Raw genomic sequence first — 19,367 nt, forward strand, 5'->3', positions numbered from 1 at the left:
TCAGGAAAAAATCCCTTATTTCAAAGAGTTGGGATTGACCTATTTGCACCTGATGCCGCTATTCCGCTGCCCGGAAGGGGAAAATGACGGCGGTTATGCCATTTCCAGTTACCGGGAGGTGAACCCTGCCCTGGGAAGCATGCAGGAGTTATCCAATCTGGCCCGTTTGTTACGTGGGCAAGGAATCAGTCTGGTGTTGGATTTTGTGTTCAATCACACCTCAAATGAACATGAATGGGCGCTCAAAGCACGGGCGGGAGACCCGGATTATCAATCCTTTTATTACATGTTTGACGATCGCTTAATGCCAGATGCGTATGAACGTACGTTACGTGAAATTTTCCCGGAAGAACACCCCGGTGCTTTTACTTATTTCCCTGAGATTGGCAAGTGGGTGTGGACAACATTCCACTCCAATCAATGGGATTTGAATTATTCGAATCCGGTGGTCTTCAATCGTATGGCAGAGGAAATGCTTTTTCTCGCCAATGCCGGTGTGGAAGTATTGCGTCTGGATGCGGTTGCGTTCCTTTGGAAGCAAATGGGCACCAATTGTGAAAACCTGCCAGAAGCCCACATGCTCATTCAAGCCTTCAATTCAATTGCGCGAATATCTGCCCCGGCGTTGATTTTTAAGTCGGAAGCAATAGTTCACCCGGATGAGGTGGTGCGCTATATTCACCCAAAAGAATGTCAAATTTCCTATAATCCGCTGTTAATGGCTTTATTGTGGAATACACTGGCAACCCGCCAGACCGATTTGCTCACCTTTTCGATGCAGGAGCGTTTTAAAATTCACCCACGATGTGCATGGGTCAATTATGTGCGTTGTCACGATGATATCGGATGGACTTTTTCAGACGAAGATGCAGCTCAATTGGGGATAAATGGGTTTGATCATCGTCGTTTTTTGAACGAGTTTTATACGGGTAAGTTCCCGGGCAGTTTTGCAAGGGGATTGCCATTTCAGGAAAATCCGCGCACGGGCGATGCCAGGATTTCGGGTACCTGCGCTTCGTTGGCAGGTTTGGAAAAGGCAATTTACCAGGAAACTGAACGCGAAGTGGAACTGGTGCTGCGGAGGATTTTGCTGATTCACAGCGTCATCCTTTCCATTGGAGGAATCCCCTTAATTTATTTGGGGGATGAAATTGCAACTTTGAATGATTACCGCTACCGTGAGGATCCGGCAAAAGTAAGGGATTCTCGCTGGGTACACCGCCCTTTCGCAGATTGGGAGAAATACAAGCGGCGTCATGATGAAACTACATTGGAGGGTAAACTATACAGCCGGTTGAGAAGATTAATTCAATTGAGAAAGGAAATTATGGCGTTTGGTGGCGCCCAAACGGAAATCCTTACCCTTCGATCCAAACACCTTTTCTCGTATGTGCGTCAACTTCAAAACGAGCGAGTACTGGCAATTTGCAATTTCAGTGAGCAGCCGCAAATCATTGACGGAAATGAAATCCGTCTGCATGGGTTGGGATATCACTTTGTTGATCTGGTCAGCGGTCAACCGTATTCAACAATCAATGATTTAATGCTGGAACCCTACCAGTTTGTTTGGTTAAAGGTCGATTCCTGATCAGGATTGGACAGCAAGTTCTGCAATACGAACAATGACCTGAACGGCCTTTTCCATCGATTCAACGGGGATAAATTCATACCGTCCATGGTAATTGTGCCCGCCATTGAAGATATTGGGGCAGGGTAATCCCATGTAAGACAACCTTGCTCCGTCTGTGCCACCACGCACCGGTCGAATAATGGGGCTAACCCCCACATCCAGCATGGCCTGTTTCGCCAGGTCAATGATGTGCATGACCGGCAGGATTTTTTCTTTCATGTTGTAATAGCTGTCACGCAGATCCACTTTGATTCGTTCTGACCCATAGTATTCATTTTGATACTGGATGGCGCGAATAAGAATTGCCTTCATTTCTTCAAATTTCTGGCGGTCATGTTCGCGGATGATGTAGCGCATCTCAGCAGCGTCCACATTACCATAAATGTTAGTCAGATGGAAAAATCCTTCATAGTGATCGGTATGTTCGGGGCGGAGGTGAGGCGGTAACATCTGATGAAGATTGATGGCGATTTGTAGAGCGTTGATCATCTGATTTTTGGCAGTGCCGGGGTGTACGTTGCGCCCCTGAATGAAAATTTTTGCATTGGCGGCGTTAAAGTTTTCATACTGCAATTCACCAATTTCACCGCCATCCATGGTGTAGGCAAAATCAGCGTTGAATTTTTTAACATCAAATCGGTCAGCTCCCCGCCCAATTTCTTCATCCGGGGTAAAGCCGACCCGAATGGCTGAATGGGGTATTTCCGGGTGCTGAGCGAGATATTCGACGGCTGCCATTATTTCCGCGATTCCAGCTTTATCATCTGCACCGAGCAGGGTATTGCCATCCGTTGTAATCAGGGTTTGGCCCACATATTTATTCAGGATGGGGAAGTCCTGCGGAGAGAGAACAATATTTTTCTCGGTATTGAGTAGAATATCGCCACCTTTATAGGAAACGATTTGCGGGTTGACGTTTTCACCGGTCATATCCGGGTTGGTATCCAGATGGGCGATAAAACCGATGGTAGGCGCATTCTCTACATTAGCGGGCAAGGTTGCCATCACATAACCGTTTTCATCCAGCGAAATGTCCACCAGGCCAATTTGTTTCAGTTCTTCGACCAGCAGTCTTGCCAGGTCTAATTGCCGGCTGGTGCTGGGACAAGTGTCCGAAGCCGGATCGGATTCGGTGAAAATTTTTGCATAGCGGATAAAACGATCAACAACAGAGGTTTTCAAGGGTCAACTCCTGAGCAGGTTAATCGGGTTGATTATACCCCAACAAAACACTACAGATGGATTTGGTTCGTTTTGGTTTGTGAGATAATAAAAGTGAAAATTCGGTCAGAGTGAAGTGGATACAATAAGGGTAAAGTGTATCGTTTACAACTTAAGAATTTTTGTGCAAGAAAGGTTTTACGAAATGAAAGAATATGCCATTCCTATGGTGCCCGGACCAACCACCGTTCCACAAATCATCCTGGAGGCGATGAGCAAAGATTACCCATCACCAGACCTGGAGATGGAATTTCTGGATTTATACAATCAAACCGAAGAAATGTTGAAGCGTCTGTATGAAACAAATAACCGGGTTGTCATTCATACCGGTGAAGGGATGATGGCATTGTGGGGGGCTTTAAAAAGCGCGATCAGGCCGGGTGATCGGGTTCTGGCATTGGCCAGTGGTGTGTTCGGTTACGGCATAGCCGAAATGGCCGCTTCCATCGGCGCAGAAGTCAAAATTTATGGGGTCGAATATGACCAAACTCTGAAAGATTGGGATGAGGTTGAGAAGGCGATTCAAGCCTTTCGGCCGAAGATGATCACCGCCGTGCACTGCGAAACGCCTTCAGGAACCCTGAATCCGCTGGAAATGGTGGGTTTATTAAAACAAAAATACGAAGTCCCGTTATTTTATGTGGATGCAGTTGCCAGTTTGGGCGGTACACCGGTTAAGACAGATGAATGGGCGATTGACCTGTGTTTGGGCGGTTCGCAAAAAGTGCTTTCTGCTCCGCCGCTAGCCGCATTTGTTGCCGTTAGCCCTGGCGCCTGGGACGTTATCAAACAAGTTGGATATGTCGGTTATGATGCTCTTTTGCCTTTTTATGATGCCCAGGAGAAGTTTTACTTTCCATACACTCCGAACTGGCATGGCGTTGCAGCGATTCATCAGGCTGTAAAAATGATCTTCGATGAGGGTTTGGATGTAGTTTTCCAGCGGCATGAAACGGTTGCCAGCCACTGCCGCAGTGAATTAGAGTCTATGGGATTAAAATTGTTCCCGGCAAGAGATGCGCAACCTTCACCGACCGTGACAGCGGTTTATGTGCCGGAAAAATTTAGCTGGTCTGAACTGGATCGCCGGTTTCGCGAAAAAGGGCTGGCTACAGGCGGTTCCTATGGTCCTCTGGCGGGTAAAATCTTCCGGCTCGGTCACATGGGCAGTCAGGCAAGCATGGAGTTGGTGGACAAAGCTCTCAAGGTGATTAGAGAGGTGGTAACCTCTTCATAATTTGAGTGCTTTTTGTACAGCCGTGCGGAGCACTTCGTACTCTGGCATTCCGCGGAAACCTTTAGAGGTTGGGTAAACCCGGCAGCCCAGAAAATAGTTTTCCTGCTCGCTTGGGAACAAGTCTTGTCCATCAATATAAAACGAGGGTGAACCGGTAAATTTTCGCTTGGTCGCTTCTTCGTCAGACTCAACTTTGTAGAGATGAATTTCCTCGTTGATGTTCAAATCCTTCAAAACCCGTTCGAAGAGTTCGAGCGCATTCTCCCAATTGGGGCAGTCATGAAAGTAGAGAAGTTCAATTTTTGACATTGCTCCTCGCCAGTTGTTTTGAATCTTTACAGCAGTGATCGGTTGAATGAATTTTACCCCTGTGTTTTCAGGCCAAGGGTGGTAGCGATGATCATTTTTTGCATTTCGGAGGTGCCGGAATAAATCTTGGTGCCAATTGCATCCCTTAAGTAACGCTCGATTTCAAAATCTGTCGTGTAGCCATAACCGCCAAATACTTGAATGGCGTCCAGGAAAGTTTGAATGGCGGCTTCGCTGGTAACCAGTTTGGCAATGGATGCCGGCATGGTTGGATCTCCATGTTCTAGTTCCCATGCGGCTTTGTAAATCAGCAGGCGTGCCGATTCAAGACGCACCTGCATGTCCACAATTTTTCCTGAAATGGCTTGATAAGCAGAGATGGGTTTTCCAAACTGTACTCTTTCGTTAGCATAACGCACACATTCTTCAATTTGACGCTGCATTGCCCCCAAAAAAGGCGCAAGGATGAGCGCGCGTTCCCAAAACATGATTCTTGAGAATACCCTGGAACCGCTGCTTGGGCTTCCAATAACGTTGGAGGCGGGGATGCGGGCATCGCGAAAAATGACATCAGCCATCGGTGAAGTCCTTGATCCCATCTTCTCCATGTGTGATTCCACCGAGACCCCCGGGGTGGAACCTTCGACTGCGAAACAGGTAATGCCGGCGAAACCGTATTTTTTATTGATAGTAGCAAAAGTGATAAAGAAATCCGCTACCGGTGCATTGGTGACGAAGGTTTTACTTCCGTTAAGGATGAAATTGTCTCCATCTTTTACTGCCGTTGTGGACATAGACATGGCATCCGACCCAGCGGCCGGCTCAGAAATGGCATGTGCACCAACCCATTCACCGGAGATCAGTTTTGGCAGGTATTTTTGCTTGATTTCTTCATTGCCAAAGAGAAGTAAAGGCATTTCAACCGCCCAGATGTGAGCACCAATCGAGAGGAAGATGCTGGTGTCTTTGCTCCCATAACCAAAGCCTTCCAGAACGCGCGTGACGGTGAGAGCATCCAACCCTAACCCACCGTATTTTTCGGGGATGATCATTCCCAACAATCCAAGGTCTGCGCAGGCTTGCCACTTTTCTTTGGAGAAGTGCTGATTGCGGTCTTCCTCAATCAGGTTGTGATTCATTTTTTTCTGAGCAAATTCTATTGCCTGATGATACAGGTCTTCCTGTTCCTGTGTCCATTCGAAGTTCATTTTTTCGCCTCTTTTATCAAAAATATCCACAATTGATTGTACATTAACCTTCCGTAGAAATCCTTTGATTTGTCTAATAATTTGCGGAAAAAACCAAAATTGGATGTGTTACAATCCTTTGAGGAATATTTTGACGAAGAAGTAAAAAAAATGATAGGAGAAAGGAATGAAGGTTGCTTTTTTACATTACTCTGCTCCGCCGGTGGTAGGGGGAGTAGAGAATGTGATGGCCAGTCAGGCCGAATGTTTAAATAACTTTGGGTATGATGTTGAAATTATCTGCGGCAGGGGAAGCCAGTGGCATCCGCGCATTGAGGTAATAAATTATCCCCTGTTAGATTCCCGGAATCCACAAATCCTTGAATTGAAGAAAAGCCTTGACCGAGGTGAAGTCAGGGAGGATTTCGACCAAACCGTTGACCAAATTTTCAACTGGCTGAAAGATGCACTTACCGGTACCAGGTTATTGATTGCCCATAATGTAGCCTCTCAGCATAAAAATCTGGCTTTGACGGCTGCACTTAAACGGCTGGTTTCTTCAAGACAGGAGAAGCTTTCCGTCATTTTATGGCACCATGATTTTGCATGGACAGCGAACCAGTATTCGGCGGAGTTATATCCATCCTATCCATGGATTTTGGGTAAAATCGCGTGGGAGGGTGTAACGCACGTTGTTGTTTCGGAAGCCCGGAAGAAGGAAATGGTGCAATTGACAGGCATTGATGATGGCAAAGTTCGGGTAATTCCAGCCGGAATCAATCAAAAAAGTTTGATCGGTTTAACCGATGAACTATACCGGTTGGCAACCCAGCATCATTTTTTGTCTGCTGATCCATTGATATTGATGCCTATCCGCGTTACCCGTAGAAAAAACCTTGAGATGGCGTTACATATTACCGCTCATCTCAAACACAGGCTTCCGGCATTAAAACTGGTGGTGACCGGTCCGATTGGCGCGCATAATCCCACCAATGAACAATATTTGAAAGAATTGGTGGAACTCAGAAGAAAGCTTGATCTGGAAAATCAGGTAATTTTTCTTGCCGAATATTTTCCGAACGGCATTTCGGAGGATTGGATAGGCTCTTTTTATAGAATGGCGGATGTGCTTTTATTGACCAGTAAAGAAGAAGGTTTTGGCATTCCCATATTGGAAGCTGGTTTGGGCCGCTTAATAATTTTTTGCAGTGATATCCCACCGCTGCGGGCATTGGCTGATGGTTCTGCAACACTGTTTTCATTAAAGGATTCCCCTGAAATTGTGGCTGAAAAGATGATTGAAAAATTGACCCATGACCCGATTTATTCTTTCAGAGCCAGAGTGAAAAGAGAATTCACGTGGGAGGCTATATACAAGAATAAAATTGCCCCTTTAATCAGGGATTTTCTTCAAACAGATGGGTGAGGTGTGGTGATGTACTCTCAACGGATTTTCCGACCTTTCAGGCGTCTGGTTGTGCCAGTTTTCAACGAAACTGTCCAAAAAAATTTGATTAATTTCTGCAATTTGCTTGAAGAAACCTCCCTGACTTTTTTGGGTGTGGTCGAAGTTGATTCTTCCTCTTCGCTTTCGGCAGGAAATGCAAGCGCCAGAAAATTGCGGAAATCTCTTTACGATTTCATCCGCTCCCGCCATCTTGACGCTCAAATTGCCGTCAGCGTGGCATACGATCCATGGGATGGCATCAATTCCTATCTGCAAGATCATCGAACCGATTTGGTGATTTTGGATTGGTCGTCTTTACCCAAAAATCAACCCAATTTCATAGAAGGGATCAAACGAATCAACGCTAATGTTGCGATCATTCGCGGTAATTTTTCAAAACGCCATCCGAAAATTGGTATTCCACTACGTGGAGGTCCGCATGCGCAGTTATCATTAAGATTGGCTCTGGCAATGCGGCGTTCGGAGTTAAACGCCATTCATCTCTTCCTTCCTGAAACCAGTGCCGAGGTTGTCGAAGCGCCGCTGTTAGGTATTTCCAGAATTTTACCCAGTCTGCCTGAGGTGAACTATCAACGCAAGGCTTCCAGCAATCCGTTGGCGGAAATCCTTGAACTTTCTCGAAAATCAGATGTTACCATTTTGGGAATTGCCGAGGCCAGTGCAGAACGGCAAGCCAGCCTTGGAAAAGTGGCTGATCAATTGTTAGAAGAGACAGAACAGGAAGTTGTGGTGGTCAAAACCCAACAGGAAATACCCCGCCGAGAGGAGGATTGGAAGAAAGAAACCATCGGTTCAAAAGCCATTTCCATTCTGGTGGATAAATGGTTTGCTGAAAACACCTTTCACGCCAGTGAATTCGACAATATTGACAATCTCGTTCGCCTGAAGGAAGAACAGGGTTTAGCCATTAGTCTTGCTTTGCCTGCTTTGAATGAAGAAGAAACGGTTGGAAATGTAATCGGCACAATTCAAAAAACACTTATCGAGAAACATCGCTTACTGGATGAAATTGTATTAATGGATTCAAATTCCACTGACAGAACCCGAGAAATTGCCGAGTCCTTCGGAATACCGGTTTATATTCATCAACAGACATTGCCTCAGTACGGAGCCAGAGAGGGTAAGGGGGAAGCTCTGTGGAAGAGCCTGTATGTAACCAAGGGTGACATCATTATCTGGATCGATTCGGATATCGTCAATATTCACCCGCGGTTTGTATATGGAGTGGTTGGACCTTTGCTTTTGAACAGGAACATCCACTTTGTAAAGGGATTTTATCAAAGGCCTCTTAAAACCGGCAGGCGGGTTCAATCCACCGGTGGCGGAAGAGTCACCGAGCTGACTGCCAGACCACTGATTAACTTGTTTTACCCCGAACTCTCGGGGGTAATTCAACCGCTTTCCGGTGAGTATGGGGGCAGACGCAAAGTACTGGAAAACCTGACCTTTTTCACCGGTTATGGGGTGGAGACGGGTTTATTGATTGATGTGTTTGAAAAATATGGGTTGTCGGCAATTGCTCAGGTGGATTTGCTGGAGCGTATCCATCATAATCAAAGTTTGACTGCGCTCAGTAAAATGTCGTTTGTCATCATTCAGGCGGTGTTAAAAAAGCTGGAAGGACGTTTCAAACAACCCTTGTTTGAGGACATCAATCGTTCCATGAAAATAGTGCAGTACGAAAGCGGCAATTATTTTCTGGAAGTCAAAGAAATAATCGAACAGGAGCGCCCTCCAATGATCACATTACCTGAATATCGAGCCAAATTTTACCCGAATGAATAAATTTATAAGAGAGAGGAAAGGTTTAAAGGTTTAATGCCAAAAACGAGAACGGAATTATGGTTGGTACGACACGGTCAAACCGACTGGAATGTTGAGGGACGCTATCAGGGGCAGGCAGATATGCCACTGAACGAAATTGGAGTTAAACAAGCCCGCGATTTAGCAGAAAGATTGAGAGATGTAAATTTTGCCGCAATTTTTTCCAGTGATCTCCAGCGAGCCAGTTCAACTGCCAGAATTTTGGCGGGGGATAAAGAAGTAAAGATTGATCCACGCTTGAGGGAGATCCATCAGGGGGAGTGGGAAGGGCAGTTGTTTTCTGTAATTCGTCAGCGTTATGCTGATTATTTTACGCAGCGTAAAGAAAACCCTCTTCAAAGCCGTCCACCCGGCGGAGAAAGTCTGCAGGAAGTTGCCGAAAGAGTCAAAGAGTGCGTAGATGAGATTGTTCATCAATTCGCAGGAGAACGGGTCTTAATCGTATCTCACGGGTTAGCCATAGCAACCGTGCTTGCTGCTGTGAAAGGTTATCCTCTTGAAAAGGCGTTTGAACTGATTCCGGACAATGCCGACCCGCAAATTATCTTCTGGCCGCCGGATTTGAATGGCAGGGAACAACGATGAACGTACTGACCGAGGAAGCCCGCCAAAGATTGAAATCTCTTTATGAATTTATTTATGAGCGGAATGCCGATTGGACTTGTTTTGAACAAATCCTCGAAAAAGCCGAAAAGACCTACCGATTTTTGGAGAGGCGCTCATTCCCTTTGCCGCTGGACCAATCCGATGTGGTCTTGATTACCTACGCGGATCAGTTTCGCCGAAATGGCGAAAGACCACTTCAAACTTTACGGGATGTTGCGCTGCGTTTGTTTAATTCGCATATTTCCTCCCTTCACTTACTCCCGTTTTTTCCGTATACCTCCGACGACGGTTTTTCGGTTGCCGATTATTTATCGGTACACCCGGATTTTGGGGATTGGCAGGATATTCAGGCTCTTTCCAAAGACTTTCGGTTGATGTTTGATGCGGTGGTGAATCACACTTCGGTCAGCCATGAGTGGTTTCAACGTTTTCTGGCGGGTGATCCTGACTATAAAGATTTTTACATCACTGCCAATCCTGATGATGAGCGATTGCAATGGGTGGTTCGTCCCCGGGCTTTGCCCCTGTTAACTGAATTTCAATCGAAAGAGGGAAAAATTCATATCTGGACGACATTTAGCGCCGATCAGGTGGATTTAAATTATGCCAACCCAAAAGTCTTGCAGAAAATGACCGAGACGATGCTGGACTATGTCCGCCTTGGTGCTCAATTTATCCGGCTGGATGCCATTGCTTACCTGTGGAAAGAAATTGGAACCACCTGTATTCATTTACCCCAGACTCATGCCGTGGTTCAATTTTGGCGATTGCTTTTGGGTGAAATTGCCCCCTATGTGAAAATCATAACCGAAACCAATGTTCCTCATCAGGAGAACATCTCCTATTTCGGCGATGGAACGAATGAAGCCCATCTGGTGTATAACTTTGCGTTACCTCCGCTGATCCTCCACACGGTGCATTCTCAAAATACACGCTACCTGAGCCGTTGGGCAAGTGATCTGCACACTCCTGCAGATGGGACAGCTTTCTTTAACTTTCTTGCCTCACATGATGGCGTTGGGGTCAATCCCGTGCGGGGAATTTTATCTGACTTGGAGATTGATCAATTGGTTGCAACTGTCCAGCAACTGGGCGGATTGGTCAGTTATAAAGCCAATCCGGATGGAAGTCGCTCCCCCTATGAATTGAATGTGAATTATCTGGATGCGATGAGCAGCCCTGATGCATTGGATAATGAAGATTTGATGATTGTCCGTTTCCTGACAGCTCACTCCGTGTTGCTTACATTGAGAGGTCTGCCGGCCATTTATGTGCATTCCATGATTGGTTCTCGCGGGTGGAAGGAGGGAGTATCTCTCACTGGGGCCAACCGCACCGTCAATCGCCAGAAATTGTCGGCAGATGAAGTGTTATCCGAGATCAAAAATCCGAAACACCGGCGATCAAAAATCTGGAATGAATTAAGGAAAATGCTGGCTGTTCGCCGAAAGTACCGCGCTTTTGATCCTTCGGCATTGCAACAAGTCATCGTCGAGGATGAACGGATTTTTGCGCTGATGCGATACGATCCACAATCGGAACGAGATGTGTTTTGTGTACATAACTTCACAGACCAGGAAGTTACCGTTCGTTTACCCGACTCCAGCGGTCGCTGGGAGGATTTACTCTCGCCGGATCAAAAGGTTGCGGAACAAGAAGTTCGGCTTTTACCCTATCAACACAGATGGATATGTCGAATTACCAAATTGAGAGGAGACGAACCGCTATGACAATGAACTGGAAAAATTCTTCTTTAAGAATTGGTTTTGTTTCAACACGATTTGCGGGAACTGACGGCGTAAGTCTGGAAGCCGAAAAATGGGCTGCCGTTTTTATGCGAATGGGACATACCTGTTTTTATTTTGCTGGTTTGTGCGACCGTCCGGCAGAAGTCAGTTATGTGGTGCCCAACATGTTTTTTCATCATCCAGAGATGGAAGCGATTCATGAAGAAGCCTTCAATCAAACCATACGCAGCCCTCAATTAACTCAGCAAATTCAAGAGTACAAAGTTTACTTCAAAGAACATCTGCAGAGTTTTGTTAAGCAATTTGAGATTGATTTACTGGTTGCAGAAAATGCTTTGTCAATTCCTGTGAATATCCCGCTGGGCATGGCCATTTCAGAATTCATTGCCGAAACGGGTTTTCCAGTCATTGCTCATCACCATGATATGTACTGGGAGCGCAAGCGTTTTCTGGTCAATTGTGTGTGGGATTACCTGACGATGGCATTTCCGCCGGCATTCCCCAGTGTGAAACATGTGATGATTAACTCCGTCGCTGGCCAACAGTTGAGCTTAAGAACAGGCGTTTCCAGCCGTGTTGTGCCGAATGTGATGGATTTTGAGACTCCCCCACCACCTATGGATGAATATACCCGAACTTTAAGGCAGGATTTAGGGCTTGAGGAGCGCGAAAAATTAATATTACAACCAACCCGGGTTGTCCAGCGCAAGGGCATTGAACATGCCATTGAGCTGGTCTCTCGTTTGGAACTTCCTGCCTGCCTGGTGATTTCTCATGCTGCGGGTGATGAAGGCAAAGAATACGAACACAGGGTCAGAGATTATGCCCGCCGGATGGGAGTGAAGACTCTGTTCGTTTCGGACATCATTCAGGAAAAACGCGGGACTACGTCGGATGGTAGGAAAATTTACACGCTCTTTGATGTCTATCCTCATGCTGATCTGGTGACCTATCCGTCAGAAATTGAAGGCTTCGGAAATGCCTTCCTTGAAGCGGTTTATTTTGGCCGTCCGATTGTGGTCAACCGATATTCGATTTACGAAATTGATATAAAACCCAAGGGTTTTCGGGTGATTGAATTTGATGGTTTTATTACCGAACAATCCATTCAGATGGCGCGACGCGCTTTGCTTGAACCCGAGTTTGTTGAGGAAATGGCAAGAATCAATTACCGGGTTGCGCGAAAACATTACTCCTATTCGGTTTTGGAGATGCACCTCAGAGCGCTATTGACTGAAATTTACGGCACCAATCACCGGAATGGATAGCCGCTGGCCTGAACCACATTGCTCAATGATTGGATGAAAGGCGGGTAACAAATGCCGTTTTCGGTAATGATTGCGGTGATGTACTCCGCTGGTGTCACATCAAAGGCCGGATTGAATACCGATGTCTCCGGCGGGCAAATGGGAATTCCTTCAATATGGGTAATTTCCTCAGCGGCGCGCTCTTCAATGGGAATCAGGTCGCCGTGAGAAATGTTCAGGTCAATGGTGGAGGTCGGGCAGGCAACATAAAAGGGTATCTTATGAGCCCTGGCAGCCAGTGCCAGATTGTATGTGCCCACTTTATTGGCGGTATCTCCATTGGCGGCAACGCGGTCACAACCGACCACGACTGCATCAATCCGAAACCGCTTCATCACAAATCCGCTTGCGCCGTCCACAATAACTTTGAAAGGAATGCCCAACTGTTGAAGTTCCCATGCGGTTAACCTGGCCCCCTGAAGACGGGGACGGGTTTCATCCACAAAGACAAACACCTTGCGCCCATGTTCATGGGCGGTGCGAATAATCCCCAGCGCCGTACCATAATCAACGGTAGCCAGAGCGCCGGTGTTGCAATGATGGATGAAGTTAATTTCTTGCGGCAGGATTTGCAAGGCGTTCAGGCCGATTTTCTTATTGATTTCTACATCTTCCTCCGAAATGCGTATGGCTTCTTGAAGAATCAAATGGCGTAATTCTTCCACGTTTTCGGCGGTTGTGGAGAGTACCTTTAAAACCCGCTTCAATGCCCACTGCAGATTGACAGCAGTGGGTCTGGATTGGGCTAGGAGTTGAGCAGCCTGTTCCATCCTTTGACGAAATTCGTTTGGGTTGGTTGCAGCGCAACGATAAGCGGCTAACGCCAGACCAAACGCGGCAGCCGCGCCGATTGCCGGTGCGCCGCGGATGGTCATATTACGAATTGCTTCGGCAGTTTGATGTTCATCTTTGCAGGTCACATAACGAATCTCGTGGGGCAAAGTACGTTGATCTAACAGGATGAGGGTATTTGTGTTTGTTTCCCAATGGAGGGTTTGGTAAGTGGTCATTGGTCCTTTACTCCCTATTTTTTGGAAGAGAAGTAAAAAATTCATTATAATTTTTAGAGTAAATTATTTCTCTTGGAGGTGAATAGATGTATCCCTTTCCATCTGACGAGTGGATTAAGGCGATGATGCAGGACCTCAATCGCAGCCAATCTTACAAAGAAGCGGCTAAAAACTGGGAGGGAGATTTTTATTTTATCATTGAGCCGGGCGGAACCCTCACCGAAACGGTCGTTCTTTACATGGACTTATGGCATGGAGAGTGCCGGGATGCGTTTCAGGTCGGAAAAGTGGATGGAATGAAACCGGCATTTCAATTGAAAGGGCCAGTGACGGTTTGGAAAAAGGTCATGACCAAACAATTAGATCCGATGCAGGCGATGATGACCGGCCAGCTGAAACTTACCGGCAACATGGCCATGGTGATGAAAAATGTACGCGCCGCTAAGGAGCTGGTTGAATCCTGTACCCGGATTCCAACGAAGTTTCCTGTGTAAAAAAACTAAAACGAGGTTCCTTTGTGTGCAGGAACCTCGTTTTGTCTGGTAAGAGCGGGATTTTTACTTACTGCAATGACCCGGGCCAATTAAGCCATTGTTATAGTTATCGAGCACTTCAGCCTGCTCGATAGCCGCACTCCGCACAGACCTGCTAAGAGTAGCAGCTGGGGTATAGGTGTTGAAGAAGGATTCAGCAAAGCTCAAAGCTGCATCCACACTGGAAGTGGTGGAAGCGCCATTGAGAATATTCAATTTCGCAGCAAGATAAGCATGCGCGAGAATGTAGTAAGCATTACCACCGGAGGGTGAAGTCCAGAAGACCTGATAATTGGTTTGACCGCTCAGGAAGAAAAGATTGTCCTCTCCGAGCAAAGCCCAGGCTGAATCGTAGGGGGCCGGGCCGTATTTGGAATGGGTTTTCCAGTAGCCGGGGGTAAGGGTGCAAGCGCCAGCGCAAGGAACGTCATAATTGACGACAAATTTTGCGCTGCCTTTTGTGCCAGTGTCATTGGTAATGAACGAAGCAATATTGGCAAACTGGTATAAACCGCACACTTCTTGACCGCCCACATTCAGGGTATAGGTGAAGGTTTTTGGAACTTCGTTAGCGCAAACGGTGCCCAAAGATCCAAAATGGTCATCCTCAACGGTAATGCACTCGTCCGATTCGAGAGTGGGACTGCCAAATGAAAATGAGATGGTTACTGAACTGCCGGGGACATCGCCGCTGGTCACCACTGTGGCGGTGTTGGTGCGGCTGCTACCATCCGGCAGATTTGCTTGATAAGAGCATACTTTGGTAAAACCGGCTGGCAATGTGAATGGAAAGGATGTGCCACAATTTACACTGGCAACAATGCCGCCACTGATCACATCCGTAACGTCTTCAATGGTAGCAGGTAGGGATGATTGGTTTTGAAAGGCAATCTGACCGCTGACTTTCCAATTACTGTCCACTGCCACGGCCTGAACGGTCACGGTGTAATTAACCGGAAAGAGCTGGCCGGGTGCCAGTGTCAGAGTTGATTGATCGCCTGTTTTCGTGATATTCCATTGCCATTGCCGCTCAAAGGTGGTTGACGCGGTCTTTTTTACCAAAACAACACGCTCAGAAGTATCACCACCGCTCGCTGTGGCCGAGTGGTTCGAGAATTGCAACAAAGTGACTGCGATCAGCGCAGTCATGAAAACGCCCAATACCGATTTCCAGATATTTTTCATTTACCATACTCCTTTTGGTTGATTAATTTTAAAATTCCACCGCTCTATTTATTATGAATAAATATATCTAAATAGTCAATAAATTTTGTTTTATAACTTCCTTATAAAAATTTCTGGTAAAGTTTTAGGAAAAAAAGTATCATTAAGGGCATTCCCCCTATTCCCAAAAAGGTTTGTAAATATGTGGTACTTCTCTTCCCCCTTAATCCTCTTTGGTGAGGATGCACTCTCCCACCTTGCTTCGCTGCATGGCAAAAAAGCCATGATCGTCACCGACGCCACCCTGATTCGGTTGGGTGTGGTTGATTCCGTAGTTGAGCAATTGAAGTTGACCGGCATGCAAGCGGAGATTTTTGATCAGGTCTTGCCTGAGCCGGATCTCGAGACGGTCAAATTCGGCGCGCAAAGGATGATGGCATTTGAACCCGACTGGATTGTCGCCGTAGGTGGGGGCTCGGTTATTGACGCTGCCAAAGGGATGTGGGTGCTCTACGCCAGACCGGATGTCCAGCCGGATGCCATCAATCCTTTAGAGAGCTATGGTTTAAGGCAAAAAGCTCACATGGTCGCGATTCCGACGACCTCCGGCACCGGTTCAGAAGTGACGTGGGCGGTGGTTCTTTCCGATCATCAGGCAAAGAGGAAACTGGGGTTGGGAAGCCGCGAGGTTGTTCCGGATATTGCTATTATTGATCCGATCATGATTAAGGGATTACCGCCCCGCATTACAAGTGACACGGGGCTGGACGCACTTACCCATGCCATCGAGGGTTTCACTTCTACTTACCATAACGAGTTTACAGATGGGCTTTGTCTGCTGGCTGCCAGACTGGTCTTCGAAAACTTACCCAGAGCCTATCAGGGAGATTTGCTGGCAAAAGAAAAAATGCATTACGCTGCCACAATTGCCGGGTTGGGTTTTGGCAACTCAATGGCAGCGCTGGCACACGGTTTGGGACATGCCTTTGGAGCGCTATTTCAGATTCCGCACGGCAGAGCAGTGGCATTGTTCCTTCCCTACACGATTGAATATTGTGCCAACTCACCTGAAGGGGGGACTCGCTATGCAGAATTGGCGGGGTTTTTGGGATTGTCGGAGAAAAATGAAAAACAGGCAGGAGCAGCTCTTGCAGCAAAAATACGTGAGCTGGAAGAAGCCCTCGAACAGCCGGTTTGCATCGCCGAAGCGGGGATTGAGCGTTCCGCACTGGAATCTGAATTAGATCAGTTGATTGAAAATGCGATGAACGACACCCAGACGATCATGTCAACGCGCATACCAGATGAAGAGGATTTGCGCCGATTATTTCTTTATGCCTACGAAGGCAAGATGATTGATTTTTAGAAGGGACAGTCATGTTTGGAAAATTGGTCAGAATCAACCTTAGCAATCATCAAATCAGCCGTGATCAAATACCCCAGGAACACATTGAAGGGTTTATCGGCGCGTCGGGTCTGGCAGCCAGGTTATTATGGGATGGATTGGATGCCAATCGTCATCCGCTCGACCCGGCAAGTCCATTATTATTTGCTACCGGCCCTCTCACGGGTACGGCTGGACCAACCACCGGGCGTTTTTCGGTGTGCGGACGCTCGCCACAAACTGGCTGGTGGGGTGAATCGAATATTGGTGGATTTGTCGGACCGGAATTGCGGTTTGCCGGAATTGATGTTTTATGGATTGAAGGTGCTGCGGAAGAACCGGTGTATATCTGGATTTACAACGACGCGATAGAAATTCGTTCTGCTCAACATCTGTGGGGAAAAGCGGATACCTATGAAACTCAGGAAATCATCCGTCGAGAGGTTGGAGTACCCCAAGCCAAAGTGGCCTGCATTGGTTTGGCCGGAGAAAATTTAGTCCCCTTTGCCGGCATTTTTTCCGATCACGGTCGGCTTGCAGCGCGCACCGGCATGGGGGCATTAATGGGTTCCAAGAAATTGAAGGCAGTAGCCGTGCGGGGTACGCAGCGCCTGGTAATGGGGCGGGATGAGGAATATCGCAAATTAAGGGTGGCGGTCAACAAAAAACTGCTGGAACAGAATATGACCGCCGTGCTTCGGGCTACCGGTACCTCTGGCGGAGCGGAGTATTTGCAATACCTGGGGGATATGCCCCAAAAGTACTGGACCGCGGCGAAATTTGAAGGCGCCGAAAAGATCAGCGGGGCGACAATGGCTGAAACAATCCTGAAAGGTACTACGGCCTGTCAGGGTTGTGTTATCTCTTGTGGGCGTGAGGTCGAGATTACCGATGGAAACTACCCCACCCATGGAGTTGCCAAAGGACCAGAGTATGAAACGATTTGCTCTTTCGGTTCACAATTGATGGTGGATGATCTGGCCGCGATCACTGCGCTGGGGGATCTTTGCGACCGGTTGGGAATGGATACCATAACGGCTGGGAATACAATTGCTCTGGCGTATTTGCTGTTCGAACAAGGCAAGCTTACTCTCAAGGATAGTGGGGGCTTACCTCTTCGATGGGGTGATCCCGAACCCTGTTTTTCCCTGTTACGGCAGATGGCTGCCAGAGAGGGTTTTGGAAATCTGCTTGCCAGGGGAAGTAAAGCATTGGCAGCCGCGTATGGTGACGAAGATTTGGCCGTTCAGGTGAACGGGCTGGATGTTGCCATGCACGATCCGCGCGCGTTTTCCGGACAGGCACTGGTTTATGTTACCTCGCCCAGAGGGGCGTGTCATAACCAGAGCGATTACTTCAATGTGGGGTTGGGAGGAACCATAGAGGAGATCGGAGTTGAGTTCACCGATCGATTCAGTCCGATGGGAAAAGGCGAACAGGTTGCCCGTCATCAGCACTGGCGGACGGTGTGCAACAGCCTAACCACCTGTTTTTTTGCGGTGGTTTCTCCAACCGAGATTCTTAATCTCTTGAACGCAGCAATGGATTGGAACTGGGATTTGCAGACCATGCTCAAAGCCGGCGAGCGGGCATGGAATATGAAGCGGCTCTATAATTTGAAATTGGGATGGAAAACCGTAAATGAAAAATTACCGAAGCTGATCCTCCAGCCTCTTACAGATGGCGGACAGGAAGGTAATCTCCCCGATATGGAAACGATGCTGGCGGAATATTACCGCTTCAGCGGCTGGGATAGGACGAGCGGATTCCCACTTCAGGAGAAATTAGAGGATCTAGGGTTGAAGGATTTACTCTCCGTCACTTGAAATGGGTTTTTACTCAATAGGAGGAACACCCGTTCGCTGGTAATTTCCCCGGCCGGTTGCCCATAAAATTCGAGCATTAGCACTGCCGGGCAGGTCATACACCACTATTCCGGAGTGAGCGGTATTGATGACAATTTCAATATCGGGATCGTTGTCAATATTTGCCAGGGTTGGTGCGGGTAGCCCTCCATTCCAGTTCCCATTTTTTGGAGGAGGTAGCTCAATCTCATATATCGGGCTTCCTGAATACGAGAGGATATGTAATTTTCCGCTTTTATTTGAGTTTTTTGATGTCCAGGAGGTGAAAATTACCTCAGCATAGCCATTGTTATCCAGATCGGCAACAACTGGTTCAGAAGCGAAGCGCAGGATTCCTTCGGATGGATAATTGACTGAATAAGGCCAGTTGCCTTTTTCATTTTTATCCAGCCAAAAAGCATGGATTTTTCCATTGTATGACGCAAAGAGGATTTCTTTAAGATTGTCTCCATTTAAATCTGCCAAAACTGGATTAGGCATTGCGCTTTCGATCACGTTGTAATTTTCTGAGAGAGGCGCACCCGTGTCAACGGGGGTAGATTGCCAGTCATATTGCCCATTGTGAAAACGGGTTCTGTCAGGATGAAAAATGAATGGCCCGTAATAACGAGAAAGGTATGGGTTTTGGGAGCAGTCATAAACATTGCCAACGACCACAATTTCTTTTGTGCCATTGTTATCCAAATCTGCTATGGCTGCTGGAGAGTGAGCAAAATTTGGGCGATAATTTTCTGACCGCGAATAGCCACTTTTACATTGACCCCAACCTCTTTTCTCAACCGCTAAATCTTCCCAGACTCCAACTTTTCCCCACACATTTCGATTGGGATATTCGGCAGTGTTTGCTGGAAGGGGAGAACCATTAGGGAAAAAG

16 protein-coding genes are annotated in these 19,367 nt (G+C 47.1%); 10 read left to right on the forward strand and 6 right to left on the reverse strand.

What is annotated here, in order from left to right; all coding sequences use genetic code 11:
- Positions 1 to 1,588: alpha-amylase family glycosyl hydrolase (locus VAE48_RS03950; protein ID WP_322792019.1), on the forward strand; the 1,588-nt coding region annotated here is incomplete at its 5' end.
- Here the strand turns inward: VAE48_RS03950 and pepT are convergent.
- On the reverse strand, positions 1,589 to 2,812 hold the full coding sequence (pepT, locus tag VAE48_RS03955) for a peptidase T (protein WP_322792020.1): 1,224 nt from the start codon (positions 2,810 to 2,812) through the stop codon (positions 1,589 to 1,591).
- Between the two features lie 184 nt (positions 2,813 to 2,996).
- Here pepT and VAE48_RS03960 point away from each other — a divergent pair, with 184 nt between their 5' ends.
- Positions 2,997 to 4,088, forward strand: a complete 1,092-nt coding sequence (locus tag VAE48_RS03960) for a pyridoxal-phosphate-dependent aminotransferase family protein (RefSeq protein ID WP_322792021.1) — start codon at positions 2,997 to 2,999, stop codon at positions 4,086 to 4,088.
- Here the strand turns inward: VAE48_RS03960 and VAE48_RS03965 are convergent.
- The gene (locus VAE48_RS03965; RefSeq protein WP_322792022.1) at positions 4,083 to 4,397 is read right to left on the reverse strand and encodes a hypothetical protein; all 315 of its coding nucleotides are present in this window, start codon (positions 4,395 to 4,397) and stop codon (positions 4,083 to 4,085) included. The genes VAE48_RS03960 and VAE48_RS03965 overlap by 6 nt on opposite strands.
- A gap of 53 nt (positions 4,398 to 4,450) precedes the next feature.
- Entirely contained in the window at positions 4,451 to 5,605 is a 1,155-nt protein-coding gene (locus VAE48_RS03970; RefSeq protein ID WP_322792023.1) for an acyl-CoA dehydrogenase family protein, read from the reverse strand.
- Between the two features lie 166 nt (positions 5,606 to 5,771).
- On the opposite strand from VAE48_RS03970, the gene VAE48_RS03975 reads away from it, so the two are divergent.
- Genes VAE48_RS03975 through VAE48_RS03995 form a run of 5 tightly spaced genes read left to right on the forward strand, consistent with a single transcriptional unit; the run spans position 5,772 to position 12,498 of the window.
- Positions 5,772 to 7,010: a glycosyltransferase family 4 protein gene (locus VAE48_RS03975; protein WP_322792024.1), complete on the forward strand. Its 1,239-nt coding sequence runs from the start codon at positions 5,772 to 5,774 to the stop codon at positions 7,008 to 7,010.
- A 9-nt stretch (positions 7,011 to 7,019) separates the two neighbouring features.
- Entirely contained in the window at positions 7,020 to 8,837 is a 1,818-nt protein-coding gene (locus VAE48_RS03980) for a glucosyl-3-phosphoglycerate synthase (RefSeq protein WP_322792025.1), read from the forward strand.
- Positions 8,838 to 8,870: 33 nt separating this feature from the next.
- Positions 8,871 to 9,461, forward strand: a complete 591-nt coding sequence (locus VAE48_RS03985) for a histidine phosphatase family protein (RefSeq protein WP_322792026.1) — start codon at positions 8,871 to 8,873, stop codon at positions 9,459 to 9,461.
- Positions 9,458 to 11,212, forward strand: coding sequence for an alpha-amylase family glycosyl hydrolase (locus VAE48_RS03990; RefSeq protein WP_322792027.1), 1,755 nt, complete (start codon positions 9,458 to 9,460; stop codon positions 11,210 to 11,212). The genes VAE48_RS03985 and VAE48_RS03990 overlap by 4 nt, the downstream gene beginning before the upstream one ends.
- A complete protein-coding gene (locus VAE48_RS03995) occupies positions 11,209 to 12,498 on the forward strand; it encodes a glycosyltransferase family 4 protein (protein ID WP_322792028.1) in 1,290 nt (429 codons plus the stop codon). Before VAE48_RS03990 ends, VAE48_RS03995 begins: the two co-directional genes overlap by 4 nt.
- On the opposite strand, the gene mtnA is transcribed toward VAE48_RS03995, so the two are convergent.
- Positions 12,483 to 13,547 (reverse strand): S-methyl-5-thioribose-1-phosphate isomerase, encoded by a 1,065-nt coding sequence (gene mtnA, locus VAE48_RS04000; RefSeq protein ID WP_322792029.1) that lies wholly within the window; start codon positions 13,545 to 13,547, stop codon positions 12,483 to 12,485. The two genes, VAE48_RS03995 and mtnA, sit on opposite strands and share 16 nt — an antisense overlap.
- 86 nt (positions 13,548 to 13,633) lie before the next feature.
- Between mtnA and VAE48_RS04005 the strand changes: the two genes are divergently transcribed.
- Positions 13,634 to 14,041: an SCP2 sterol-binding domain-containing protein gene (locus tag VAE48_RS04005; RefSeq protein WP_322792030.1), complete on the forward strand. Its 408-nt coding sequence runs from the start codon at positions 13,634 to 13,636 to the stop codon at positions 14,039 to 14,041.
- 63 nt (positions 14,042 to 14,104) lie between these two features.
- On the opposite strand, the gene VAE48_RS04010 is transcribed toward VAE48_RS04005, so the two are convergent.
- Positions 14,105 to 15,265 carry a hypothetical protein gene (locus VAE48_RS04010; RefSeq protein ID WP_322792031.1) on the reverse strand — a complete coding sequence of 387 codons (1,161 nt, stop codon included), beginning with the start codon at positions 15,263 to 15,265 and terminating at the stop codon, positions 14,105 to 14,107.
- 181 nt (positions 15,266 to 15,446) lie between these two features.
- On the opposite strand from VAE48_RS04010, the gene VAE48_RS04015 reads away from it, so the two are divergent.
- Together VAE48_RS04015 and VAE48_RS04020 are read left to right on the forward strand one after the other, a co-directional pair.
- The gene (locus VAE48_RS04015; RefSeq protein ID WP_322792032.1) at positions 15,447 to 16,610 is read left to right on the forward strand and encodes an iron-containing alcohol dehydrogenase; all 1,164 of its coding nucleotides are present in this window, start codon (positions 15,447 to 15,449) and stop codon (positions 16,608 to 16,610) included.
- Between the two features lie 11 nt (positions 16,611 to 16,621).
- The gene (locus tag VAE48_RS04020) at positions 16,622 to 18,454 is read left to right on the forward strand and encodes an aldehyde ferredoxin oxidoreductase family protein (protein WP_322792033.1); all 1,833 of its coding nucleotides are present in this window, start codon (positions 16,622 to 16,624) and stop codon (positions 18,452 to 18,454) included.
- 9 nt (positions 18,455 to 18,463) lie between these two features.
- Here the strand turns inward: VAE48_RS04020 and VAE48_RS04025 are convergent.
- Positions 18,464 to 19,367 (reverse strand): FG-GAP-like repeat-containing protein (locus VAE48_RS04025; RefSeq protein WP_322792034.1); only part of this gene is annotated, 904 nt, incomplete at its 5' end.

It is taken from the genome of Bellilinea sp. (genome assembly GCF_034432615.1).
Classification (GTDB): domain Bacteria; phylum Chloroflexota; class Anaerolineae; order Anaerolineales; family Anaerolineaceae; genus Bellilinea.

Coding starts and splice junctions, on each gene's coding strand:
- VAE48_RS03960 (WP_322792021.1), top strand. CDS start 2,997: ATGAAAGAATATGCCATTCCTATGGTGCCCGGACCAACCACCGTTCCA.
- VAE48_RS04010 (WP_322792031.1), bottom strand. CDS start 15,265: ATGAAAAATATCTGGAAATCGGTATTGGGCGTTTTCATGACTGCGCTG.
- VAE48_RS03990 (WP_322792027.1), top strand. CDS start 9,458: ATGAACGTACTGACCGAGGAAGCCCGCCAAAGATTGAAATCTCTTTAT.
- VAE48_RS03980 (WP_322792025.1), top strand. CDS start 7,020: ATGTACTCTCAACGGATTTTCCGACCTTTCAGGCGTCTGGTTGTGCCA.
- VAE48_RS04015 (WP_322792032.1), top strand. CDS start 15,447: ATGTGGTACTTCTCTTCCCCCTTAATCCTCTTTGGTGAGGATGCACTC.
- VAE48_RS03985 (WP_322792026.1), top strand. CDS start 8,871: ATGCCAAAAACGAGAACGGAATTATGGTTGGTACGACACGGTCAAACC.
- VAE48_RS04005 (WP_322792030.1), top strand. CDS start 13,634: ATGTATCCCTTTCCATCTGACGAGTGGATTAAGGCGATGATGCAGGAC.
- VAE48_RS03975 (WP_322792024.1), top strand. CDS start 5,772: ATGAAGGTTGCTTTTTTACATTACTCTGCTCCGCCGGTGGTAGGGGGA.
- mtnA (WP_322792029.1), bottom strand. CDS start 13,547: ATGACCACTTACCAAACCCTCCATTGGGAAACAAACACAAATACCCTC.
- VAE48_RS03965 (WP_322792022.1), bottom strand. CDS start 4,397: ATGTCAAAAATTGAACTTCTCTACTTTCATGACTGCCCCAATTGGGAG.
- VAE48_RS03995 (WP_322792028.1), top strand. CDS start 11,209: ATGACAATGAACTGGAAAAATTCTTCTTTAAGAATTGGTTTTGTTTCA.
- VAE48_RS04020 (WP_322792033.1), top strand. CDS start 16,622: ATGTTTGGAAAATTGGTCAGAATCAACCTTAGCAATCATCAAATCAGC.
- VAE48_RS03970 (WP_322792023.1), bottom strand. CDS start 5,605: ATGAACTTCGAATGGACACAGGAACAGGAAGACCTGTATCATCAGGCA.